This is a genomic window from Rhizobium grahamii (genome assembly GCF_009498215.1).
Lineage (GTDB): Bacteria > Pseudomonadota > Alphaproteobacteria > Rhizobiales > Rhizobiaceae > Rhizobium > Rhizobium grahamii_A.
In genome coordinates this window covers 356,022-376,573 of the sequence record NZ_CP043498.1, presented here as the reverse complement: position 1 = coordinate 376,573, position 20,552 = coordinate 356,022, and the positions used below count along the sequence as shown (strand labels likewise).

The window sequence follows — 20,552 nt, the reverse complement described above, 5'->3', positions numbered from 1 at the left end:
TTTTTATGCGGGTTGAGCCGCCGCCTCTACCGCTTCTTGAACGGCTCCATGCCCTTGCGGGCAAGCTCGTCGGCGCGTTCGTTTTCGGGGTGACCGGCGTGGCCCTTGACCCAGTGCCATTTGACCTTGTGGCGCTGGTTGGCGGCATCGAGCGCCTGCCAGAGCTCGCCGTTCTTCACCGGCTTCTTGTCGGCGGTCTTCCAGCCGTTCTTCTTCCAGCCGAAGATCCACTTGGAGATGCCGTCCATGACGTATTTGCTGTCGGTGTGGAGATCGACTTCGCACGCGCTCTTCAGCGCCGTCAGTGCCGAGATGGCGGCCAGCAATTCCATGCGGTTGTTGGTCGTTTCCGCCTCGCCGCCGCAGAGTTCCTTCTCGACTTCGCCATAGCGCAGCACCGCGCCCCAGCCACCGGGGCCGGGATTTCCGGAGCAGGCGCCGTCGGTGTAGATTTCGACGTGCTTCATGCGGAAAGCCCGTATTCGGCAGCGTTTTCGATCTGGCGGTGGAAGCGCAGCTTGCGCAGGTATTCAAGCGGGTCCTTCTTGGTGACCATCGCGCCCTCGGGCGTCGTCAGCCAGTCGTAAAGCCGGGTCAGGAAGAACCGCAGCGCCGAGCCGCGCGCCAGGATCGGAAGTGCTGCCAGTTCCGCTTCGCTCAGCGGGCGTATGCTCTGGTAGCCCTCGAGCATCGCCATGCCCTTGGTGATGTTGTAGGCGCCATCCTTCTCGAAGCACCAGGCGTTCAGGATGATCGAGACGTCGTAGGCCAGCAGGTCGTTGCAGGCGAAATAGAAATCGATCAGGCCGGACAGATCGTCGCCGAGGAAGAAGACGTTGTCGGGGAAGAGATCGGCGTGGATGACACCAGACGGGAGATCCTTCGGCCAGTGAGCGGCGAGGAAATCGAGCTCGGTGCGGACCTCGTTCTGCAGGCCTTTTTCCACCTCGTCGGCGCGCGCTTCGGACTTGTCCCACAGTACCTGCCAGCCATCGACCGACAGCGCGTTCGGACGCTTGAGCTCGAAGCCTTCACCGGCGACATGCATCTGTGCCAGCGCCTTGCCGACCTCGCGGCAATGCCTGGCCTCCGGCTTGCGCAGCCACATGCCTTCGAGGAACGAGATCAGTGCAGCGGGGCGGCCTGACAGGGTGCCGAGCAATTCGCCGTCCTTGCGCGGCAGCGGTAGCGGGCAGGACAGGCCGCCGGCGGCAAGGTGCTGCATGAGGCCGAGGAAAAAGGGCAGGTCGTTCTTCTCGACGCGCTTCTCGTAAAGCGTGAGGATCAGCGGGTCCTTCGACGTGTGCAGCAGGAAATTCGAGTTCTCGACGCCCTCGGCAATGCCCTTGTACGAGAGCAGCGTGCCGGTGTCGTATTCCGTCAGGAACCACTTCAAATCGTCTTCTGAAATATCGGTGTAGACTGCCAAGGCGGGCTCTCGTTCTCGGGTTGGGTGGTCGTTCGGAGATGATACCCCCTCTGCCCTGCCGGCATCTCCCCCTCAAGGGGGAGATCGGCAGATGGTAAGGGTTTCCCCAAGCAATTGATGTCGAGCAAGCGGTTTCTCCGAGCCGATCTCCCCCCTTGAGGGGGAGATGTCCGGCAGGACAGAGGGGGGTGGCCCACCCTCTGACGGAACACTACCCGTTCACCCAGGCCATATCCTCATGCGTCAGCTCGATGTTGCGCAGTTCGCGGTTGACGAGGAAATGCTCGTTTTCCTGAACCGTCTCGGCAAGTTCGACCTTGGCGTCGAAGCGGGCGCGGAAGGCCTCGATGATCTCGTTGACGATGACTTCAGGCGCTGACGCGCCGGCAGAGAGCCCGAGCGTCGAGATCGGGCCGATGTCATCCCAATCGAGCTCCGAGGCACGTTGCACCAGGAGCGACTTCTTCGCCCCTGCCCTCAAAGCAACCTCGACGAGCCGCTTGGAGTTCGACGAATTCGGAGCGCCGACGATGATGAAGAGATCACAGCCGGGGGCTGCCTGCTTCACCACTTCCTGGCGGTTGGTCGTGGCGTAGCAGATCGAGTCGGCGGCGGGTGCCGTCAGATTGGGAAAGCGCTCGTGCAGGCGCGCGATCACGCCGGCCGTGTCGTCCACCGAGAGCGTCGTCTGCGTCACGAAGCCGAGGTTGTCGGGATCGGCGGGCTCATAGGCGTCAGCGTCCTCGATGGTCTCGATCAGGGAAACAGAGCCTTCCGGCAGCTGGCCCATGGTGCCGATCACTTCCGGGTGGCCGGCGTGGCCGATCAGGACGACATGGCGACCAAGCTTGTTGTGGCGCATCGCCTGCTTGTGCACCTTGGAGACCAGCGGGCACGTGGCATCGAGATAGAAGAGATTGCGGGCGCTCGCGTCTTCCGGGACAGACTTCGGCACGCCATGCGCCGAGAAGACGACCGGCTGGGCGCGGTGCTCTTCGGGGATCTCGTTCAGCTCCTCGACGAAGACGGCGCCCTTGGCTTCCAGACCTTCGACGACATAGCGGTTGTGGACGATCTCATGGCGGACATAGACAGGCGCACCGTAGGATTTCAGCGCCAGCACGACGATCTGGATGGCACGGTCGACGCCGGCGCAAAAGCCGCGCGGTCCGCAGAGCCTGATCATCAAGGGAGGTTTCGCCGCAATATTCATGTCTGTTCCGGTTCGTAGGGATAGCGCTGTCTAGCCCAATATAGGCAGGAATTGAAGCGATACTATTGCGCCGGGCCTCGCCTGCGGAAGCGAGCGGCCAGAACGATGACAAGAAGCGTTGCCGCAAGCCCGTACCATGTGAAGGCATATTGCAGGTGATTGTTCGGCAGATCGACATCCGTAACGCCGCCAATCGGCATCCCTTTCGGGTTGGGGGTATCGTCCGCATCGACGAAGAATGGAACAACCTGGTTCCTGTCGAGCTCGACGCTGGAGGCCATCACGTCGAGGTCCTTCCAGTAAAATATGTTCTTGGCGACATCATTATCTGGCACCACCCAGGACGGCTTGCCCGGCAGTTTCGCGCGGGCGAGACCGGTCACCGTCTGCTGATCGGTGAGCTGCCCCTGCATGCGCATTTCCGGTTCCTTGTTGTCGTAAGGAACGAACCCCCTGTTGACGAAGAGATAGCGGCCGTCGGCCAGTTGCAGCGGGGTGTAAACGTAAAAGCCCGTCTGGCCACGCCACGTGGCGAAAAAGTGCCGCTCCTTGCTGTTGACGTACTCGCCGCTGACGGTGATGTGGCGATAGTCGACATCCTCGCCACTGGCGGCCAGCGCCTCGATATCGGCAAGCGATGCCGGCGGCGCCTCCCGGCGTTCGGTGATATCGGCGAGCAGCTTCTCTTTCCACTGGAGGCGTTCGACCTGCCAAGTGCCGAGCGAAAGGAGGATGGCGAGCGCGACAAGCACCGCGATGCCTGTCAGCACCGACCGCTTTCGGCGTGGCGCCGAACCATGAAATTCAGTCACGGGAAAGTCGCCCCTCGCTGGCGTTATGGCGATATTGCATCGCGATCAGGATTCCCTTGCACCAGCGCAGTGCCAGTAAGGAAAGAACAATGGTCAACGGACCGAACAGCAGAATGTGCAGCCAGATCGGCGGCGCATAATTGACCTCGAGCCACAGCACCGAGCCGATGACGATGAAGCCGACGATCAGAATGACGAAGACCGCGGGGCCATCGCCGGCATCCGCAAAGTCGTAATCAAGGCCGCAGGCGGCGCAGCGCGGCTGCAGCGCCAGCAGGCCGTTGAACAGCGTTCCCTGGCCGCAGCGAGGGCAGCACCCGCGGATGCCTGTTTTCACCGGATCGACCGGCGGGAAATGCGCGCTGTCCTCGTTCATGCTATCCTTCGAAATGCCTGTGGCCAATCGGAGCCCGCCTTAACTCACCCATAAAGTATTCGCAGAACGAAGGGAAATCCCTGCGCTCTTTCGCCCCAGCGATTCGCGCCAAACAGAAGAAGAAAACTGATGCCATACGACAGCTCGGCCGGACAGATCGTGATCCTGAACGGTGCCCCGCGCAGTGGAAAATCGTCGATTGCGAAGGCGATCCAGGAGCATTTCGACGGCCCCTGGATGAACCTCGGCGTCGATGCCTATAACGGCATGACGCCGGAACGCTATCTGCCCGGCATCGGGCTGCGCCCGGGTGGGGAGCGCCCGGATCTCGAGGAGATGGTGCCATTCTTCTACGCCGCGCTCTATGAGTCGATCGCCATCCATGCCGGGCTCGGGCTCAATATCGTCGCCGATCTTGGTCATCATGACAGTTACTCTCAGCCGCTTGGCATTCTTGCCGATTGCGCGCGCCGCTTGGAGGGGCTTCCCGTACTTTTCGTCGGTGTCAGGTGTCCGATCGAGGTCATCATGAAGCGCCGCGAGATCGTCGAGCCCGGCCGCGAGACACTTTATGTCAGAGGCGGCGAGACGGATGCGATCCCCGAGCCGGTGCGGCTATGGCAGAAGGAGGTCCATATTCCCGGCATCTACGACATGGAACTCGATACGGCCGTCTTGACGCCGGCCGAATGCGCCGAGGCCATTTGCCACCAGCTCGACCTCGGCATTCCCCAACCATCCGCCTTCGAGCAGCTGGCCGGACTGCGCTGACGGAAACAAAAAGGCGGGTGCCGCAGCACCCGCCTTTTTCATTCCTATCCGACGTTCGCTCAGCCCGCGGCGAGCGGCGCACCCCAGCCGCCCCAGACGTAGATCGAAAAGAACAGGAACAGCCAGACAACGTCGACGAAGTGCCAGTACCAGGCAGCCGCCTCGAAGCCGAAGTGCTGCTTCGGCGTGAAATCGCCGCGCAGCGCACGAATGAGGCAGACGACCAGGAAGATCGTTCCGACCAGCACGTGGAAGCCGTGGAAGCCGGTCGCCATGAAGAAGGTCGCGCCGTAGATCGAGTTCTTGAACGCGAACGGGGCGTGGGCGTATTCGTAGGCCTGAACGCTCGAGAACAGGACACCGAGCAGAACCGTCAGCGTCAGGCCCTGAATGAGGCCCTTGCGATCGTTATGCAGCAGAGCGTGGTGCGCCCAGGTGACCGTCGTGCCCGAAAGAAGCAGGATGACGGTGTTGTAGATCGGCAGGTGCCAGGGGTCGAGAACCTCGATGCCCTTCGGCGGCCACTGACCACCGGTGAAGGCGAGACGCGACGCCTGGATCGCCTCATGCGGATAGAGGCTTGCATCGAAATAGGCCCAGAACCAGGCAACGAAGAACATCACTTCCGAAGCGATGAACATGATCATGCCGTAGCGCAGGTGCAGCGACACGACGCGGGTGTGAGCACCCTCGTGCGCTTCCTTTACGGTATCTGCCCACCAGCCGTACATTACATAGAGAACAAGTGCCAGGCCGATGAAGAACAGCCACGGATGCGCCCATTCGATGCCGAAAATGTGCAGCGAGCCGCCATTGATGTAGCGCATGAAGCCAACACCGCCGAACGCCATGATGAAGGCGCCGATCGAGGCCAGCAACGGCCACGGGCTTGGATCGATGATGTGGTAATCGTGATGTTTCTGATGAGCATCAGCCATGTAAGCTATCCCCGGATCTCTTCCTCTCCGCTCCGGCTTAGCCGGAAACGAACCCTCAATCAAAGTTTCTTTTCAAGCTTTCCCGCACCACCCTCGTTCAAGGCCACCGGCTTCGGGCCTTCCTTCGGGTAGAAGGTATAGGACAAGGTAACCGTATGAATGTCCTTCGATTCAACGGCCTTGGTAATATCTGGATCGATGTAGAAAACGACCGGCATCTCGAGCTTCTCGCCCGGCTTCAGCACGGTCTCGTTGAAGCAGAAGCACTGCACCTTGTTGAAGTAGGCGCCCGCCTCGCCCGGCGTCACGTTGAAGACGGCCTGTCCATAGGCTGGCTTGTCCGACTTGTTCACCGCGACGAAATTGACCTGGATGGTCTCGCCGATCCGTGGGTTGACCTCACGCTCGACCGGCTTGAACTCCCATTCGAGGCCGGGCGCGACATTGGCGTCGAAGGTGACGCGCATCTTGCGGTCAAGAATGACGGTCGATGCCTGCTCGACGCGCTGCGTCGTGCCGTTATAGCCGGTCAGCTGACAGAACATCCGGTAGAGCGGCACGGCAGCATAGCTCGCAGCACCCATGCCGACGACAAACGACAGGCACATGAAAACCACGGCGCCATTGTTGCGCGGCTTTTTCGGTGTGCTTGGCATCCCGCTCATCTTACATGTGCCCCGACGTGAACTTGACGATGGTGATTGCGTAGAAAAGGATCACCAGCCCGGCGAGAACCAGACCGAGAGCGACGTTTCGGTTGCGCCGCGATTTGCGCTGCGCGTCCGTGAGCTTGACCGTATCAATCACAGCAGACCTCCCGTATGCGATACCAGCACGGCAGCGAGCCGATCGAACATCAGGGCGGAGAAGACGGCGAACAGATAGAAGATCGAATAGGCAAAGAGCTTCTTGGCCGGAACCATCTTCTCATCGCCGTCCGGCATCCGCCAGACGGCGATGGAACAGTAGATGAAGATCGCGCCGAGGGCCGCGGCGACAAGACCGTAGCCAATGCTTGCAAAGCCGAGGACGGAAGGGAGCACGGCGCAGATCGCCGTCAGCACCGCATAGAGAACGATCTGATGCTTCGTGGTGCGCTCACCCGATACGTTCGGCAGCATGGGAACGCCGACCGCCTCGTAGTCGCCCATCTTGAAGAGCGCGAGCGCCCAGAAGTGTGCCGGCGTCCACAGGAAGATGATCATGAAGAGAACGACGCTCTCGATCGTCACCGTCCCGGTCACGCAGGCCCAGCCGATCATTGGGGGAAACGCGCCGGCGGCGCCGCCGATGACGATGTTCTGCGGCGTGGAGCGCTTCAGCCACATCGTATAGACGACGGCGTAGAAGAAGATGGTGAAGGCCAGGATCGAGGCTGCGAGCCAATTGACGGCGAGCCCGAGGATCGTGACCGAGAAACAGGAAAGAACCAGGCCGAAGGCCAGTGCCTCGTTCGGCATGATGTTGCCGGCCGGGATCGGACGCTTGGCGGTTCGCGTCATGATGGCGTCGATGTCGGCATCGTACCACATGTTGAGCGCGCCCGAGGCGCCTGCACCGACCGCGATGCAGAGAATGGCAATCAGGCCGATGACCGGGTTGATGTGGCCCGGCGCCACGACCAGACCCGCGAATGCCGTGAAGACCACAAGCGACATCACGCGTGGCTTCAGAAGCTCGAAATAATCGCGTGCGCTTGCTTCCGACAGGCGAAATTCGCCGTCATGAGCAAGAGTTTTGCGATTGCCGATTACTGTCATTATCTCGTCCTGCAAACTTGAAGGCGATCGCCGCACTCTAACATGCGGCGATCGCAATTGCTCGCACCTTACTTGATGCGCGGGAGCTGTTCCCACTGGTGGTATGGCGGCGGCGAAGACAGCTGCCATTCCAGCGTCGTTGCACCTTCACCCCACGGATTGTCGCCAGCGACGCGCTTCTTGGCGAAGGCTTCGAAGACGCCGAAGAGGAAGATCAGCACGCCGACGGCCGAGATGTAGGAGCCGATCGAGGAAACGTAGTTCCAGCCGGCAAATGCATCCGGGTAGTCGATATAGCGGCGCGGCATGCCGGCGAGACCGAGGAAGTGCTGCGGGAAGAACACCAGGTTGACGCCGATGAACATGACCCAGAAATGCAACTTGCCGAGGAACTCGTTGTACATGTAGCCGCTCATCTTCGGGAACCAGTAGTACCATGCAGCGAAGATGGCGAAGACGGCGCCGAGCGACAGAACGTAGTGGAAGTGAGCCACGACGTAGTAGGTGTCATGCAGCGAACGGTCGAGGCCGGCGTTTGCGAGCTGGACGCCCGTGACGCCACCGACGGTGAACAGGAAGATGAAGCCGATCGCCCAGACCATCGGCGTGCGGAAGGTGATCGAACCACCCCACATCGTCGCGATCCAGGAGAAGATCTTCACGCCCGTCGGAACGGCGATGACCATCGTTGCGAAGACGAAGTAGCGCTGTGCATCGAGCGACAGGCCGACCGTGTACATGTGGTGAGCCCAGACGACGAAGCCGACAGCACCGATCGCGACCATGGCGTAGGCCATGCCGAGGTAGCCGAAAACCGGCTTCTTCGAGAAGGTCGAGATGATGTGGCTGACGATGCCGAAGCCGGGCAGGATCAGGATGTACACTTCCGGGTGACCGAAGAACCAGAACAGGTGCTGGTAGAGGATCGGGTCGCCGCCGCCCTCAGGCACGAAGAAGGACGTGCCGAAGTTGCGGTCGGTCAGCATCATGGTGATGGCGCCGGCAAGAACCGGGAGCGACAGCAGAAGCAGGAAGGCGGTGATCAGAACCGACCAGGCAAACAGCGGCATCTTGTGCAGCGTCATGCCAGGAGCGCGCATGTTCAGGATCGTGGTGATGAAGTTGATCGCACCGAGGATCGAGGACGCACCGGCAATGTGGAGCGCGAAGATCGCAAGGTCGACAGCCGGTCCCGGCGTACCAGAGCTCGACAGCGGCGGATACATCGTCCAGCCGCCACCTGCGCCGTAAGCACCGGCAGGACCTTCGACGAACATCGACATGATGAGCAGAAGGAAGGCCGGAACGATCAGCCAGAAGGAAATGTTGTTCAGACGCGGAAACGCCATGTCAGGCGCGCCGATCATGATCGGCACCATCCAGTTGGCGAATCCACCGATCATCGCCGGCATGACCATGAAGAAGATCATGATCAGCGCGTGCGCTGTCGTAAACATGTTGAACATCTGCTTGGCGCCGTCGATGGCGGCGTCGCCTTCATAGCCGTAAACCATGGCTGCCAGACCGTGGAAGATCTGGATGCCCGGCTCCTGCAGCTCCATGCGCATGGCAACGGAGAGCGCGCCGCCGATGATGCCGGCGATGATCGCGAAGATCAGGTAGAGCGTGCCAATATCCTTGTGGTTCGTCGAGAAGAACCAGCGATTGATGAAGCTCGGCTTGTGCGAGTGGTCGTGGTGATGATCGTCATGATGGTCATGGGCGTGTGCGCCGTGATCGTGATCATGCGAATGATCGTGTGCGGAAGGTCCAGCCATAGTCCCGTTCCCTCTTCCCTTACTGTGCGACGTTTTCGGCAACATCAACGGTCTTTGCAGGACCATCGGTTGCGGCCATGAGTGCCTTGTAGGCTCCGGGCAGATCGGCTGCGGCTGCGGTCAGCCACTGCTTGTACTTGTCCTCGGAGACGACGCGGATGGCGATCGGCATGAACGCATGATCCTTGCCGCAAAGTTCGGAACACTGGCCGTAGAAGAGCCCCTCACGCTCAGCACGGAACCAGGTCTCGTTCAGACGACCCGGTACAGCGTCGATCTTCACGCCGAAGGACGGCATGGCGAATGCATGGATAACGTCGGTCGGAGCCGCGGTCACGAGGACGCGCACCGTCTTGTTGACGGGCAGAACCAGTTCGTTGTCGACAGTCAGGAGGCGCGGATAGATCGCCTTGTCTTCCTTGCCGGCGGCCGCGCGGTCGGCATCCTTCAGCAGGAAGGAATCGAACGCGAGCGGGTTTTCGCCAGTTCCTTCGTATTCGTAGTTCCACTGCCACTGCGTCGCGGTCGCCTTGATCGTGACATCAGGATTCTCGGGCAGCGTCAGCTGGGCAGTCAGAAGGTTGAACGACGGCACGGCGAGGAAGAGAAGCACCAGAACCGGTCCCACGGTCCAGGCGATCTCGATCAGCGTGTTGTGGCTCGTCTTGGAAGGCACCGGGTTCGCGCTAGCGCGAAACTTGAGACAGACGACGATCAGAAGAACCAGTACGAAGAGCGTGATCGGAACGATAAACCACAGGGTATATTGTTCGAACCAATGAATGTCCCGCATGATCGGCGTGGCTGCCGGCTGCAACGTCGCCTGCCACGGCTTCGGCTGGTCGGCATAACTGCCGGAAGCAAAAAGCAGACAGACCAGCGCGGTCAGAGCTGCATAAGCCTTCTTAATCACGTTAAAATCTCCCTCGAGCGCTGATCTGCGAAAAATGCGCGCAGAATCCTTGCCATCTCTGCGCTTCAAACCACAGTTTGGCATCCGCCGCAACAGGCCAAAGCATTTGTCTATGCGGCATTTTTGCTTGAAGATGCCTCCCTCAAGCGTCGCGAAACATTCATTGTTTTAATGCTGCACTGCGAAGAGCGAGAGCTTCGACTGGCAGAAGGAAACAACATTCCTAGGCAAACGTCCCATTTCCGCCGTAGTCCCCGGCTTTTCAGCCAGTAGGGCTTTTCATTTTGAGCGACGGGCCCCAACTTAACCGCACTGATTCGAACTGCAGAGGTTTTCATGGGTTTCCGTTCCCTCGCACGGCCATTCTTGCTGACGGCGTGCATTGCGGCCGCAACGACTGCTCCCGCATTTGCGCAGCAGCCCGCGCCGGCGCAGCCTGCGCCAACACCTCCGGCATCGCAGGCGACACCGGGACAGACACAGCCACAAGCTCCGGGCACCGTCAGATCGAACCATGGCGCCTGGTCCGTGGTGTGCGACAAGCCGGCGGGCGCATCGGCCGAGCAATGCGCGCTCATGCAGAACGTCATCGCCGAAGATCGTCCGGAAGTCGGCTTGTCGGTCGTTGTCCTCAAAACGGCTGACCGGAAATCCAAGATCCTTCGCGTTCTCGCCCCGCTCGGCGTTCTCCTGCCGAACGGACTCGGCCTCAATGTCGACGGCAAGGATATCGGCCGCGCTTACTTCGTGCGCTGCTTCGCTGACGGCTGCTACGCAGAGGTCGTGCTGGAAGACGAACTGCTGAAGACCTTCCGCAGCGGCGCGAGCGCGACGTTCATCGTCTTCCAGACCCCTGAGGAAGGTATCGGCATTCCTGTCGATCTGAAGGGCTTTGCCGAAGGCTACGACGCCCTCCCCTAATCATCGGGCCTGACCCTGGGCCTGATCTCCCGATTTTCGGGGCTTGCTCGAACCGTCCACCGGACCTACATCGGCTGGAAGCATTCCTGCTTCAGCGGAGCATAAAGACATGAATACCGATCTCCTCACGCTTTTCGATGCTGACGAAGCGAAGGTGCGCTCGCTCGTTGCCGAGGCTCTTTCGGGCGCCGACGACGGGGAGCTCTACATCGAACATGCCCAGGCGGAATCGCTGATGTTCGATAACGGCCGCCTCAAGGGCGGCAGCTTCAATACCGAACAGGGCTTCGGTCTGCGCGCCGTTGCCGGCGAGGCGGTTGGCTACGCACATGCGGGCGATCTCTCCGTCGCGGCCCTGAAGCGTGCCGCCGACGCCGTCGGCGCGGTGACCCGCGGCTATGCCGGCAGCTATGCCGCCGCCCCCAGGGCACCAACAAGAAGTTCTACGGCGACGAAAATCCGATCGGCACCCCGACCTTCGAGCACAAGGTGAAGGTGCTGCAGGACATCGACGCCTATCTGCGCGGCAAGGACGACAAGGTTCGCCAGGTTACCGCGTCGGTGGCCGCAAGCTGGCAGGTCGTGGATATCCTTCGCGCCGACGGGCACCGCGTTCGCGATATCCGTCCGATGACGCGCATCAACATCTCCGTGGTCGTTGGTGAAGGCGATCGGCAGGAATCGGGCTCCTATGGCAGCGGTGGCCGCATCGGCTTCGGCGATTTCATTACCGAAGGCAGCTGGCAGCATGGCGCTGATGAAGCTTTGCGACAGGCGCTGGTCAATCTCGAAGCGATCGACGCCCCGGCTGGCACGATGGACGTCGTTCTCGGCGCCGGCTGGCCCGGTGTCATGCTGCACGAGGCCGTTGGCCACGGCCTGGAAGGCGACTTCAACCGCAAGAAGACGTCGGCATTTGCGGGGCTTCTCGGCGAGATGGTGGCAGCACCCGGCGTTACCGTCGTGGACGACGGCACGATCGACAACCGCCGTGGCTCGATCACGATCGACGACGAAGGCACGCCCTCGGCATACAACGTGCTCATCGAGAAGGGTAAGCTGGTCGGCTACATGCAGGACCGGCAGAACGCGCGCCTCATGGGCATGGCACCGACAGGCAACGGACGCCGTCAGGGCTACGCGCATGTGCCGATGCCGCGTATGACCAACACCTACATGCTCGGTGGCGACAAGACGCCTGATGAGATCATCTCCTCCGTCAAGAAGGGCATCTACGCCGTCTCGTTCGGCGGCGGTCAGGTCGACATCACATCCGGCAAGTTCGTGTTCGGCTGCACCGAGGCCTATCTTATCGAGAACGGCAAGATCGGAGCGCCGATCAAGGGCGCCATGCTGATCGGCAACGGCCCTGAGGCCATGAAGCGCGTCTCGATGGTCGGCAACGACATGAAGCTCGACACCGGCATCGGCAACTGCGGCAAGGCAGGCCAGTGGGTTCCCGTCGGCGTCGGCCAGCCACACCTCAGAATGGACCAGGTGACAGTCGGCGGTACGAAAGCATAAAGCGACGATGACGCCAGTGAACGAGATCACCGTCCGAGCCTACCAACCGGCCGACAGGGATGGCGTGATCTCGGTGATCCTGCCGATCCAGCGGGAAGAATTCGGGATTGCCATCAGCGCGGCTGATCAGCCAGACCTTGCGGCGATCCCCGATTTCTATCAGTCCGGCAGGGGCCAGTTCTGGGTCGCGGTACGGGATGGTAAGATCGTCGGGACGCTCGGTCTGAAAGACATCGGCAACGATCAGGCGGCGCTGCGCAAGATGTTTGTCGCATCAGGCGTTCGCGGCCGGGAATATGGCGTTGCTGCCGCTCTCCTCTCTGCTCTTGTCGCGCATTCGACGGAGCAGGGACTTCGGGAAATCTATCTCGGAACGACCGACAAGTTTCTGGCCGCGCACCGCTTCTATGAAAAGAACGGGTTCTCCGAGGTCCGGAAGGATACCCTCCCCCGGCCTTTCCCGTGATGGCCGTCGATAGCAAGTTCTATCGCCGCGCGCTTTCGGCATCCTGATCGCCATCGGGCCAGAACAGCCACTTGCGTTTGACCGCGGCGGCAAGATCAAGCCCGTTCTGGTGTGCAAACAGCAGGATATGGCCGAGCACGTCGGCGGTTTCATCGGCAAGATCGCGTGAGAGTTCCTCGTCAGATCGCCCCTTGCGCCGCCCGCGGCCACGGACGCGGTTCCAGGCCTGAGTAAGCTCGCCCATTTCCTCCTGCAACTTCAGAAGAAACCAGTCGGGATCGCGCTCTATGCCGTTCGCCCGCGCATAGGCGCGGGACGCATCCTCGAATTTGTCGGAAAGTTCACGCAGCATTTCGTTCTCCTTTCGTACTCAGGAGAACGACGATTCCCGCGGGATGTCCAGCCCGATCAGCCGTGATCAGGCAGAAGCATGCAGTCGTAGGAACGCTTCCTCAGCGCGTCGCAGGCCGAGGTGGCGGCGTCGCGGCTTTCGAAGCCGACGAAGCGGGCACGGTAGACCTTGTTGGCGCCCTTGCCGACGGCTTCGGTATAGGGATTGGCCGACTTCAGCGCGGCGCCACCTTCGGACTTGGCCTGCGCGAGCAGCGCGCGTGCGGCCTCATCGCTTGGAGCGGCCGAAATCTGGATCTGCCAATCGCCGGTCGAGGCTACCGCACCGAGCGACTTCGGCGCGAGCTTGGCTGATGTGGTGAGCTTGGCTGCCGGTGTCACGGCATCCAGCGCCGACGGACGCTCCTGCGGAACGGTATCACCGAGATAGCCGAGCGCCTTGGGCGAAAGTTCGCTGCGGGCGATGTCGGGTGCGTTGGGAGCCACATCCGCGACGCGGGGCGCCGACGCCGGGATCGGCAGGTCGCTATCGTCAGCAGCGGAAGCGACTTCGACCGGCGGGCGGCTGTTGACGCTGGCGACGAGCTTTGCGCCGCCCGACGAGGACGCGCGACCGAGATACTTGTCGAGAAGCCCAGCCATCTTGTCGTCGCGGCTGCGGGCCGTGCGGCCACCGAGCACAACGCCGACGACGCGGCGGTTGCCATCCTTGACGGCGCTGACGAGATTGAAACCCGATGCATTGGTATAGCCGGTCTTGATGCCGTCCATGCCCTGGTAGCGGTACATCAGATTGTTGTGGCCTCGAATGGTGCGGCCGCGGAAATTGAAGCTCGCCGTCGAGAACATGCGGTATTCGGACGGATAGTTCTTCATGAGCGCGATCGCGAGCGTGGACATGTCGCGCGCCGTCGTCACCTGACGGGCATCCGGCAGGCCGGAGGCGTTGTAGAAGGTGGTGCGGCTCATGCCGAGCTGGCGTGCCCTCTGGGTCATCAGGCGGGCAAAATTGCTTTCAGAGCCGCCGAGCTTCTCGCCCATTGCAGCCGCGGCGTCGTTGGCCGATTTGGTGATCATGCCGAGAATGGCTTCACGAACCGTGATGGTCTCGCCGGCGCGAACGCCAAGCTTCGTCGGCGGACGGGAGGCCGCGTATTTCGACACCACGATCGGCGTGTTCCAGCTCATCTTGCCGCGATTGATCGCCTCGAAGGCCATGTAGATGGTCATCATCTTCGTCAGCGACGCCGGATGGTTCAGGACATCGGCATTCTCGGACGTCAGTACCTTGCCGGTTCTTGCATCGAGGATCAGGGAGGCGCTGCCCGCCATCGCCGTCAAAGGCACCGCAACGACGAGCGTCGCGGTCATAATCGCGGCCAACAGCTTTCTCATGCACTTCCCCTCAAAGAAGGAATGACCCAGTCATTCCGAATTGTCCCGTTCCGCTACAGAAGCCCCAAATGTGGCGCGACTTTGCGGCAACTGATACCATTTTTGTCAAGTTTTATCCTTCATGGTGAAAAAACCGTAAAGCGCCGATCCGAAATCTGGTTGTTCAGCAAGACTTAACCCCCGGTTGGCTAACGTCGGTGCCCAAACGAAACCGGGAGGCCGGGTGACAGGATGGCGAATGCCAGGGCGCTTGCGAAACGAATCGCCATAACCGGCGGCCTTGAGGCCGCTAACCTGCTGCGGGCGACAGGCGCCATGCGCAAGGCGCGCGGGCGCGGCGCGATCTTCACGCTGCATCACGTCCGGCCTTACGAAGAAAACGCCTTCGAGCCGAACGCGCATCTGGAGATCACGCCGCAGTTTCTCGATGCCGTTCTGACGCGACTAAAACGGGATGGCTACCGGTTCGTGCCGCTTGCCGATGTGCCCGCGCTGCTATCGGAGGACGCGCCGAAGGCCGCGCCTTTCGCCGCATTCACGCTCGACGACGGCTATCGCAACAACCTCGTCTACGCGCTGCCGATCTTCGAACGGCATGAAGCGCCGTTCACCGTTTTCGTCGCCAAGGGGCTTGCGGAGCGCACCCACACCATCTGGTGGGAAACGCTGACGAGGCTTCTGCGCAAGGAGGAGCGGCTAAGCTTCGACTTCGGTCGGGGCCATGAAACGATCGATCTCGAAAGCCCGCTTGCAAAGAGCATCGCCTTCGCGCGATTTGCCGCCTACATCCACGGGGCGGACGAGACAGCGGCCGTCGAGGCAATCGACGCAACCGCCCGCATGTACGAACTCGACCCCGCCGACATCGTCGACGATCTCGTCATGAGCCCCTCCGAATTCAATCTGCTGGAAGCGAGCCCGCTTGCCTCGCTCGGTGCGCACACCGTCAGCCATCGCGCCATGGCTCGCCTGTCGGACCGCGACGCCGGCGACGAGATGCTGATATCGGCCGATTACGTCGAGGCGATCATCGGGAAACGGCCGCAGACCTTCGCCTATCCCTATGGCACACGCGAGGCGGTCACCAGACGGCAGGCGGAGATCGCCCGCGACCTTGGCTTCTCCCTTGCCGTCACGACACAGCCGGGCGTGGTCACGCAGCGTTCGCTGGATGCCATAACCTACCTGCCGAGGCTTTCGGTGAACGGCCTCTACCAGAAGCCGCGCTATGTCTCCGGTCTGGCGTCCGGAATTCCGCTGATGCTGATGCGGAACTGATCTTAAGGGTACATCCGCACCTTGGTCCAATCGCCATCGGTCGAGGACCGGCGGAACTCGACGCGATCGTGCAGGCGGAATTTCTGGTCCTTCCAGAACTCGATGGAGACCGGGCGGATACGAAAGCCGGACCAGTGCGCTGGGCGGGGTATCTCGCCGACGGCGTAGCGTGCCGTGTATTCGGCCACGGCCTTTTCCAGAGCGAATCGGCTTTCCAGCGGCCGCGACTGCTTCGATGCCCAGGCGCCGATGCGGCTGCCGCGGGCGCGCGTCTTGTAATAGGCGTCGGCTTCCTCGTCGCTGACGATTTCCACAGGTCCGCGCAGCCGAACCTGCCTGCGCAGCGTCTTCCAGTGGAAACACATGGCAGCTTTTTTCTGCCCCAGGATTTCGTGACCTTTCTGGCTCTCGAAATTCGTGTAGAAGACAAAACCGTCTTGATCGAATCCCTTAAGGAGAACCATGCGGACATTGGGAAGGCCGTCCTCGTCGACCGTCGCAAGCGCTACCGCATTGGGATCGTTGACCTCGGAGGCCTCGGCTTCCTTCAGCCAGTCGGCGAAAAGATCGAACGGCTCGTTTCGCTCCGTGAAGTCACCGCTTATTAACTCATTTGCCGACATATTAACTCAAATTCCCCGGGTTTATTCGAAATTTGCCCAGCTCTACGCAACTGGACAGGACACAGGGTGGAAGTCATAGCAAAGTCAGATCGTCATACAAAGGGTCTGCTGCGTCAATGCGCGGCCTTCTGCATTGTCGGCTTGGCGATGCTCTCTCTGCCCGGCTGCATGGCCGGCGGACTGGACATGTTCAGCAGCTCAAAAGTCGATCGATCCGTTGCGACGGGAACTGTCCCGCAGCCCTCGCCGACGAGCGATTCACTGTCCGACGAAATGACCGTCGGCAACGCGGTTACCTCCGCAGACATCCAGCGGCTTGAAGGACGCCCGCTTCCGTGGGCGAACGCATCGACCGGCAGCGCCGGGGTGATCGACACGATCGTCGAGAACAGCGATTCCGGCCAAGTCTGCCGGCAATTCCGCACGACACGCCATTCCTACGTCGGAATTGCCAAGTTCTACGGCAAGACCTGCCTCGTCGGCGGCGGCAACTGGCAGCTGTTGAGCTTCCAGCCGGAGAGCTGATCGCCGCCTTTCCCTTTGGGCTCGCGGCAGACCGTTCAAGATTTAGCAAAAGGCTAACCATTCGGCGCGAAACCGCTGAACGAGCGGGCGTGAAATAAGGACTGATTAGCAACTTTACCGGACGATCCAACCATCAAATGCGCTCATCCCGACTAGGAAAACCGGGCCGGGCGCACCAGATGAGTTGTGGAACTTGCGAGCGTGCGGACAGAGGACAGCACGCCGCATCGGATACCGGCGGTTGAAACATGCGCGATCCTTATAAGATCTTGGGCGTCAAACGGGACGCGGGGCAGGATGAGATAAAAGCGGCCTGGCGCAATATGGCCAAGGCTGTGCACCCTGATCACAATCAGGGAGACCCGACGGCGAGCGCCCGCTTCGCCGAGGTGGGTCGCGCCTATGAAACGCTGAAGGATCCGAAGAAGCGCAGCCTCTTCGACAATGCTGCCCGCATGGCCGAGGCCAAGAGCAACGAAAACACCATCATGGCGCAGCGACAGGCCGCTCGCGAAGCCGCCGTGCGCGCCAAGGCAGCGCAGGAGAACGCCGAACGCGTGATGGAAGAGCTTGCCCGCGCCGCAGCGCAGAAGGCAGCCGCAGACGCCGCCAAGCAGCAGCAGACCGGTGCTGCCGAGCCAGCTGAAGAGATGATCGAGCGGATTTTCGGTGCGCAGGCACGCGCTGCGGGTGGTGGAAGCCGTACGGCCTACACCGCCGCCTCCAGAAAGGCGGACGCGGAGCCTGCCGTAGACAAGCAGCCCGACACCACCAAGACCGAGGCGGAGACGATGGCGGAGGATGCAGCAACCGCCTCCATCCTGCAGCCGCTCAGCCTGCTGACATCGCTCGTCCGCCGCTTTACCGGCAGTGCGGCGCCCGCGCCCGAAAAAGTCCCTGATCTCATCGCCACGGCGACGGTGACGGTCGATGATGTTCTGAAAGGCAGCTGGACCCTCGTCGATCTCGGCGAAGGCCGCGAGGTCGGCTTTACGCTGGCGCCCGGCACAACCGAGGGGCATCAGGTCCGCTTGAAGGGCCAGGGCCACAAGCTATCCGGCATGCAGCGCGGCGACGCCCTGATCAATGTTCACATCGCGCCGGATACACGCTTCAAGGTTGATGGCTTCGATCTTCATGCCGTCCTGCCGGTCACGATCGAAAACGCGGTTCTCGGGACCGATGCCGAGATCGAGGGACCGAACGGCCCATTGAAGATCACGGTTCCCGCATGGTCGGGCTCGGACAAGACCATCCGCATCGCCGGTCAGGGATTGGCCGACGGCGCCGGCGGACGGGGCGATCTCGTGGTCGAACTGCGAATAATCCTGTGGGAAAAGCCGGACGATAAGGTCACAGATCTCATGCGAAGCATGAAGAACGGGCTGTTTTTGTGAAATATTGGTGACAAGAGCACCCTTTGTTACGATCCCTAACAGTTGATGATTGCTGCCAATCTTGAACCGATTAGCAGCCTATGCCATAGGCAGGACCTATCAATTTCCTTAGGGGGCGAAATATGGCTCAGGCATCAGGCCTCATGTCAGGCAAACGCGGCGTCATCATGGGCGTTGCCAACAATCGTTCGATTGCGTGGGTATTGCCAAAGCTATTCATGCGCAGGGTGGTGAAGTTGCGTTTACGTATCAGGGCGATGCGCTCAAGAAGCGCGTCGAGCCGCTGGCTGCGGAACTGGGCGGCATTCTCGCAGGCCACTGTGATGTCAGCGATGAAGCATCGATCGACGCCGTTTTCGACAATATCGAAAAGGTCTGGGGCAAGATCGACTTCATCGTGCATGCCATCGGCTTCTCCGACAAGGACGAACTGACCGGCCGCTATATTGACACATCGGCGGACAACTTCGCCAAGACCATGCAGATCTCCGTTTTCTCTTTCACCTCGGTCGCACGTCGCGCCGAGAAGCTGATGACGGACGGTGGCTCGATGCTGACGTTGACCTATTACGGCGCCGAGAAGGTCATGCCGAACTACAACGTCATGGGCGTTGCCAAGGCGGCACTCGAGGCCAGCGTCAAGTATCTCGCCGTCGACCTCGGCCCCAAGAACATTCGCGTCAACGCGATTTCGGCCGGCCCGATCAAGACGCTCGCTGCGTCCGGCATCGGTGACTTCCGCTACATCCTCAAGTGGAACGAGTACAACGCGCCGCTGCGCCGCACCGTGACCATCGAGGAAGTCGGCGACGTCGGCCTCTACATGCTCTCGGATCTGTCGCGTTCCGTGACCGGCGAAGTGCACCATGCCGACAGCGGCTACCATGTCATCGGCATGAAGGCTGTGGACGCGCCCGACATTTCCGTCGTAAAGGACTGATCGCAGTCTTCTGCTGCGTCTTGTTCGCGACCCCCGCTTTCGCGAGAGCGAGCGGGGGTTGTGTGCTTAACGGAGCCACCATTGCTTATTTACGTCGTCAGACACGGCCAGACCGACTGGAACGCGGAACGCCGCCTGCAGGGGCAGAAGGACATTCCGCTGAACGCCATAGGTCGCGAGCAGGCCCGGCAGAACGGTCTCGATATGGCCGAGATCCTGAAGGTCGAGGCAATCCCCTTCGATTTCGTCGCAAGCCCGCTCGGACGCACGCGCGCAACGATGGAAATCATGCGCGACGCCATGGGGTTGCCTCCGAAAGACTACCGCACGGATGAGCGCCTCGTCGAAGTGTCCTTTGGCGATTGGGAAGGTTCCACGATCAAGGAACTGAAGGCGACGGCGCGCGAGCGCGTTGTCGAACGCAATCTCAACAAGTGGGACTTCATTCCGCCCGGCGACGATGCGGAAAGCTACGAAATCATGTCGTGGCGGGTGGCGTCCTGGCTGAACGCCGTCGAGGTCCCGACGGTCTGCGTGACGCATGGGGGAGTGATCCGCAGCCTGTTCAGGACCATTGCACATCGCCCCAAGGCCGAGGCCGCCGAAGGCGAAATCCCCCAGGACCGCGTCTTGAAGATCGACCGTGACAAGGGGCTGATCGACTGGATCTAGTCGGCTTTTACTGGACGATATCGAGGTCGTTGATGACGCGCTTGCCGTCAACTTCAGTGTAGAAGACGATAACCTTCACGCCGGCCTTGAGCCCGTCGAAGTTGAACTCCTCCGATGCCTGATAGGTCTTACCATCATCCAGCGTCAGGCTGAGATTGGTCATGTCGATGTTCTTGATCGTTGCCTCAACGTCGGCGCTTTCGGCAAAGCCATTGATAGGCGACAAGAAACTCGCTGTTGCCAATAGCGTGGCTATCACGAAGCGCATGAGGGCATTCCTTCGAAAACTCGACTCAATCATCCAATTGCGCACAGATAACCCCCTGAATATGGCGAAATTTGCCCAGAAGAATGGCCTTTCCGGCCTCATTGATGAATAGCATTTTAACAATAGTCGACAACCTCCGTTAACGATCGCGAAAGTTGCACATGCACCCGTTCAAATATTAGCAACGGGAAATCGTAAATTA

The 20,552-nt window shown here is 60.9% G+C and carries 21 protein-coding genes and 3 pseudogenes; 9 read left to right on the top strand and 15 right to left on the bottom strand.

All coding sequences use genetic code 11. From position 1 onward, the window contains the following. Positions 1 to 26: 26 nt before the first annotated feature. From rnhA to FZ934_RS01825, 5 genes are all read right to left on the bottom strand, one after another. Positions 27 to 467: a ribonuclease HI gene (rnhA, locus tag FZ934_RS01845; RefSeq protein WP_113363704.1), complete on the bottom strand. Its 441-nt coding sequence runs from the start codon at positions 465 to 467 to the stop codon at positions 27 to 29. Further along, complete coding sequence (locus FZ934_RS01840; RefSeq protein ID WP_153269665.1) at positions 464 to 1,429, bottom strand: homoserine kinase; 966 nt, start codon at positions 1,427 to 1,429, stop codon at positions 464 to 466. The genes rnhA and FZ934_RS01840 overlap by 4 nt, the downstream gene beginning before the upstream one ends. A 211-nt stretch (positions 1,430 to 1,640) precedes the next feature. After that, on the bottom strand, positions 1,641 to 2,642 hold the full coding sequence (gene ispH / locus FZ934_RS01835; protein WP_153269664.1) for a 4-hydroxy-3-methylbut-2-enyl diphosphate reductase: 1,002 nt from the start codon (positions 2,640 to 2,642) through the stop codon (positions 1,641 to 1,643). Positions 2,643 to 2,704: 62 nt separating this feature from the next. Next, a complete protein-coding gene (locus FZ934_RS01830; RefSeq protein WP_153269663.1) occupies positions 2,705 to 3,454 on the bottom strand; it encodes an SURF1 family protein in 750 nt (249 codons plus the stop codon). Then, the gene (locus tag FZ934_RS01825) at positions 3,447 to 3,830 is read right to left on the bottom strand and encodes a DUF983 domain-containing protein (RefSeq protein ID WP_153269662.1); all 384 of its coding nucleotides are present in this window, start codon (positions 3,828 to 3,830) and stop codon (positions 3,447 to 3,449) included. Before FZ934_RS01825 ends, FZ934_RS01830 begins: the two co-directional genes overlap by 8 nt. A gap of 129 nt (positions 3,831 to 3,959) precedes the next feature. Here FZ934_RS01825 and FZ934_RS01820 point away from each other — a divergent pair, with 129 nt between their 5' ends. Next, positions 3,960 to 4,601 carry a chloramphenicol phosphotransferase CPT family protein gene (locus tag FZ934_RS01820; protein WP_153269661.1) on the top strand — a complete coding sequence of 214 codons (642 nt, stop codon included), beginning with the start codon at positions 3,960 to 3,962 and terminating at the stop codon, positions 4,599 to 4,601. 59 nt (positions 4,602 to 4,660) lie between these two features. Here the strand turns inward: FZ934_RS01820 and FZ934_RS01815 are convergent, their stop codons facing one another. The 6 genes from FZ934_RS01815 to coxB all read right to left on the bottom strand — a co-directional run bounded on the left by FZ934_RS01815 (position 4,661) and on the right by coxB (position 9,990). Continuing rightward, positions 4,661 to 5,539, bottom strand: coding sequence for a cytochrome c oxidase subunit 3 (locus tag FZ934_RS01815; RefSeq protein WP_113363710.1), 879 nt, complete (start codon positions 5,537 to 5,539; stop codon positions 4,661 to 4,663). Between the two features lie 59 nt (positions 5,540 to 5,598). Then, the gene (locus FZ934_RS01810; RefSeq protein ID WP_153269660.1) at positions 5,599 to 6,204 is read right to left on the bottom strand and encodes a cytochrome c oxidase assembly protein; all 606 of its coding nucleotides are present in this window, start codon (positions 6,202 to 6,204) and stop codon (positions 5,599 to 5,601) included. Position 6,205: 1 nt separating this feature from the next. Next, the gene (locus FZ934_RS01805; RefSeq protein ID WP_056824809.1) at positions 6,206 to 6,346 is read right to left on the bottom strand and encodes a hypothetical protein; all 141 of its coding nucleotides are present in this window, start codon (positions 6,344 to 6,346) and stop codon (positions 6,206 to 6,208) included. Further along, the gene (locus tag FZ934_RS01800) at positions 6,343 to 7,299 is read right to left on the bottom strand and encodes a heme o synthase (RefSeq protein ID WP_153269659.1); all 957 of its coding nucleotides are present in this window, start codon (positions 7,297 to 7,299) and stop codon (positions 6,343 to 6,345) included. Before FZ934_RS01800 ends, FZ934_RS01805 begins: the two co-directional genes overlap by 4 nt. Positions 7,300 to 7,367: 68 nt before the next feature. Then, positions 7,368 to 9,077, bottom strand: coding sequence for a cytochrome c oxidase subunit I (gene ctaD / locus FZ934_RS01795; RefSeq protein WP_153269658.1), 1,710 nt, complete (start codon positions 9,075 to 9,077; stop codon positions 7,368 to 7,370). 19 nt (positions 9,078 to 9,096) lie between these two features. Next, positions 9,097 to 9,990, bottom strand: coding sequence for a cytochrome c oxidase subunit II (gene coxB, locus FZ934_RS01790; RefSeq protein WP_113363714.1), 894 nt, complete (start codon positions 9,988 to 9,990; stop codon positions 9,097 to 9,099). Between the two features lie 336 nt (positions 9,991 to 10,326). On the opposite strand from coxB, the gene FZ934_RS01785 reads away from it, so the two are divergent. The 3 genes and pseudogenes from FZ934_RS01785 to FZ934_RS01775 all read left to right on the top strand — a co-directional run bounded on the left by FZ934_RS01785 (position 10,327) and on the right by FZ934_RS01775 (position 12,948). After that, entirely contained in the window at positions 10,327 to 10,911 is a 585-nt protein-coding gene (locus FZ934_RS01785; RefSeq protein ID WP_153269657.1) for an invasion associated locus B family protein, read from the top strand. A 109-nt stretch (positions 10,912 to 11,020) separates the two neighbouring features. Further along, positions 11,021 to 12,435: pseudogene (gene tldD / locus FZ934_RS01780) on the top strand (metalloprotease TldD). Positions 12,436 to 12,442: 7 nt separating this feature from the next. Then, positions 12,443 to 12,948: pseudogene (locus FZ934_RS01775) on the top strand (GNAT family N-acetyltransferase). On the opposite strand, the gene FZ934_RS01770 reads toward FZ934_RS01775, so the two are convergent. Together FZ934_RS01770 and FZ934_RS01765 are read right to left on the bottom strand one after the other, a co-directional pair. After that, a complete protein-coding gene (locus FZ934_RS01770) occupies positions 12,921 to 13,253 on the bottom strand; it encodes a pyrophosphatase (protein ID WP_153269656.1) in 333 nt (110 codons plus the stop codon). The pseudogene FZ934_RS01775 and the gene FZ934_RS01770 overlap by 28 nt on opposite strands. A 56-nt stretch (positions 13,254 to 13,309) precedes the next feature. After that, the gene (locus FZ934_RS01765) at positions 13,310 to 14,647 is read right to left on the bottom strand and encodes a D-alanyl-D-alanine carboxypeptidase family protein (protein ID WP_153269655.1); all 1,338 of its coding nucleotides are present in this window, start codon (positions 14,645 to 14,647) and stop codon (positions 13,310 to 13,312) included. Between the two features lie 231 nt (positions 14,648 to 14,878). On the opposite strand from FZ934_RS01765, the gene FZ934_RS01760 reads away from it, so the two are divergent. Next, complete coding sequence (locus FZ934_RS01760) at positions 14,879 to 15,925, top strand: polysaccharide deacetylase family protein (RefSeq protein WP_153269654.1); 1,047 nt, start codon at positions 14,879 to 14,881, stop codon at positions 15,923 to 15,925. 2 nt (positions 15,926 to 15,927) lie between these two features. On the opposite strand, the gene pdxH is transcribed toward FZ934_RS01760, so the two are convergent. After that, positions 15,928 to 16,548, bottom strand: a complete 621-nt coding sequence (pdxH, locus tag FZ934_RS01755; RefSeq protein WP_153269653.1) for a pyridoxamine 5'-phosphate oxidase — start codon at positions 16,546 to 16,548, stop codon at positions 15,928 to 15,930. 66 nt (positions 16,549 to 16,614) lie between these two features. Here pdxH and FZ934_RS01750 point away from each other — a divergent pair, with 66 nt between their 5' ends. The 4 genes and pseudogenes from FZ934_RS01750 to FZ934_RS01735 all read left to right on the top strand — a co-directional run bounded on the left by FZ934_RS01750 (position 16,615) and on the right by FZ934_RS01735 (position 20,082). Continuing rightward, positions 16,615 to 17,073, top strand: a complete 459-nt coding sequence (locus tag FZ934_RS01750; RefSeq protein ID WP_113363721.1) for an RT0821/Lpp0805 family surface protein — start codon at positions 16,615 to 16,617, stop codon at positions 17,071 to 17,073. A gap of 248 nt (positions 17,074 to 17,321) precedes the next feature. After that, positions 17,322 to 18,470, top strand: a complete 1,149-nt coding sequence (locus tag FZ934_RS01745; protein ID WP_153269652.1) for a DnaJ C-terminal domain-containing protein — start codon at positions 17,322 to 17,324, stop codon at positions 18,468 to 18,470. Between the two features lie 122 nt (positions 18,471 to 18,592). Beyond that, a pseudogene (fabI, locus tag FZ934_RS01740) lies at positions 18,593 to 19,410 on the top strand (enoyl-ACP reductase FabI). A gap of 81 nt (positions 19,411 to 19,491) precedes the next feature. Then, positions 19,492 to 20,082, top strand: a complete 591-nt coding sequence (locus tag FZ934_RS01735) for a histidine phosphatase family protein (protein ID WP_153269651.1) — start codon at positions 19,492 to 19,494, stop codon at positions 20,080 to 20,082. 7 nt (positions 20,083 to 20,089) lie between these two features. On the opposite strand, the gene FZ934_RS01730 is transcribed toward FZ934_RS01735, so the two are convergent. Beyond that, a complete protein-coding gene (locus tag FZ934_RS01730; RefSeq protein WP_153269650.1) occupies positions 20,090 to 20,350 on the bottom strand; it encodes a DUF1344 domain-containing protein in 261 nt (86 codons plus the stop codon). Between the last annotated feature and the right edge of the window lie 202 nt (positions 20,351 to 20,552).

Bases quoted from the DNA above. Each gene is read 5' to 3' on its own strand.
- rnhA (WP_113363704.1), bottom strand. From the start codon at position 467: ATGAAGCACGTCGAAATCTACACCGACGGCGCCTGCTCCGGAAATCCC.
- ispH (WP_153269664.1), bottom strand. From the start codon at position 2,642: ATGAATATTGCGGCGAAACCTCCCTTGATGATCAGGCTCTGCGGACCG.
- FZ934_RS01825 (WP_153269662.1), bottom strand. From the start codon at position 3,830: ATGAACGAGGACAGCGCGCATTTCCCGCCGGTCGATCCGGTGAAAACA.
- FZ934_RS01820 (WP_153269661.1), top strand. From the start codon at position 3,960: ATGCCATACGACAGCTCGGCCGGACAGATCGTGATCCTGAACGGTGCC.
- FZ934_RS01815 (WP_113363710.1), bottom strand. From the start codon at position 5,539: ATGGCTGATGCTCATCAGAAACATCACGATTACCACATCATCGATCCA.
- FZ934_RS01810 (WP_153269660.1), bottom strand. From the start codon at position 6,204: ATGAGCGGGATGCCAAGCACACCGAAAAAGCCGCGCAACAATGGCGCC.
- FZ934_RS01800 (WP_153269659.1), bottom strand. From the start codon at position 7,299: ATGACAGTAATCGGCAATCGCAAAACTCTTGCTCATGACGGCGAATTT.
- ctaD (WP_153269658.1), bottom strand. From the start codon at position 9,077: ATGGCTGGACCTTCCGCACACGATCATTCGCATGATCACGATCACGGC.
- FZ934_RS01785 (WP_153269657.1), top strand. From the start codon at position 10,327: ATGGGTTTCCGTTCCCTCGCACGGCCATTCTTGCTGACGGCGTGCATT.
- FZ934_RS01770 (WP_153269656.1), bottom strand. From the start codon at position 13,253: ATGCTGCGTGAACTTTCCGACAAATTCGAGGATGCGTCCCGCGCCTAT.
- FZ934_RS01765 (WP_153269655.1), bottom strand. From the start codon at position 14,647: ATGAGAAAGCTGTTGGCCGCGATTATGACCGCGACGCTCGTCGTTGCG.
- FZ934_RS01760 (WP_153269654.1), top strand. From the start codon at position 14,879: ATGGCGAATGCCAGGGCGCTTGCGAAACGAATCGCCATAACCGGCGGC.
- pdxH (WP_153269653.1), bottom strand. From the start codon at position 16,548: ATGTCGGCAAATGAGTTAATAAGCGGTGACTTCACGGAGCGAAACGAG.
- FZ934_RS01745 (WP_153269652.1), top strand. From the start codon at position 17,322: ATGCGCGATCCTTATAAGATCTTGGGCGTCAAACGGGACGCGGGGCAG.
- FZ934_RS01730 (WP_153269650.1), bottom strand. From the start codon at position 20,350: ATGCGCTTCGTGATAGCCACGCTATTGGCAACAGCGAGTTTCTTGTCG.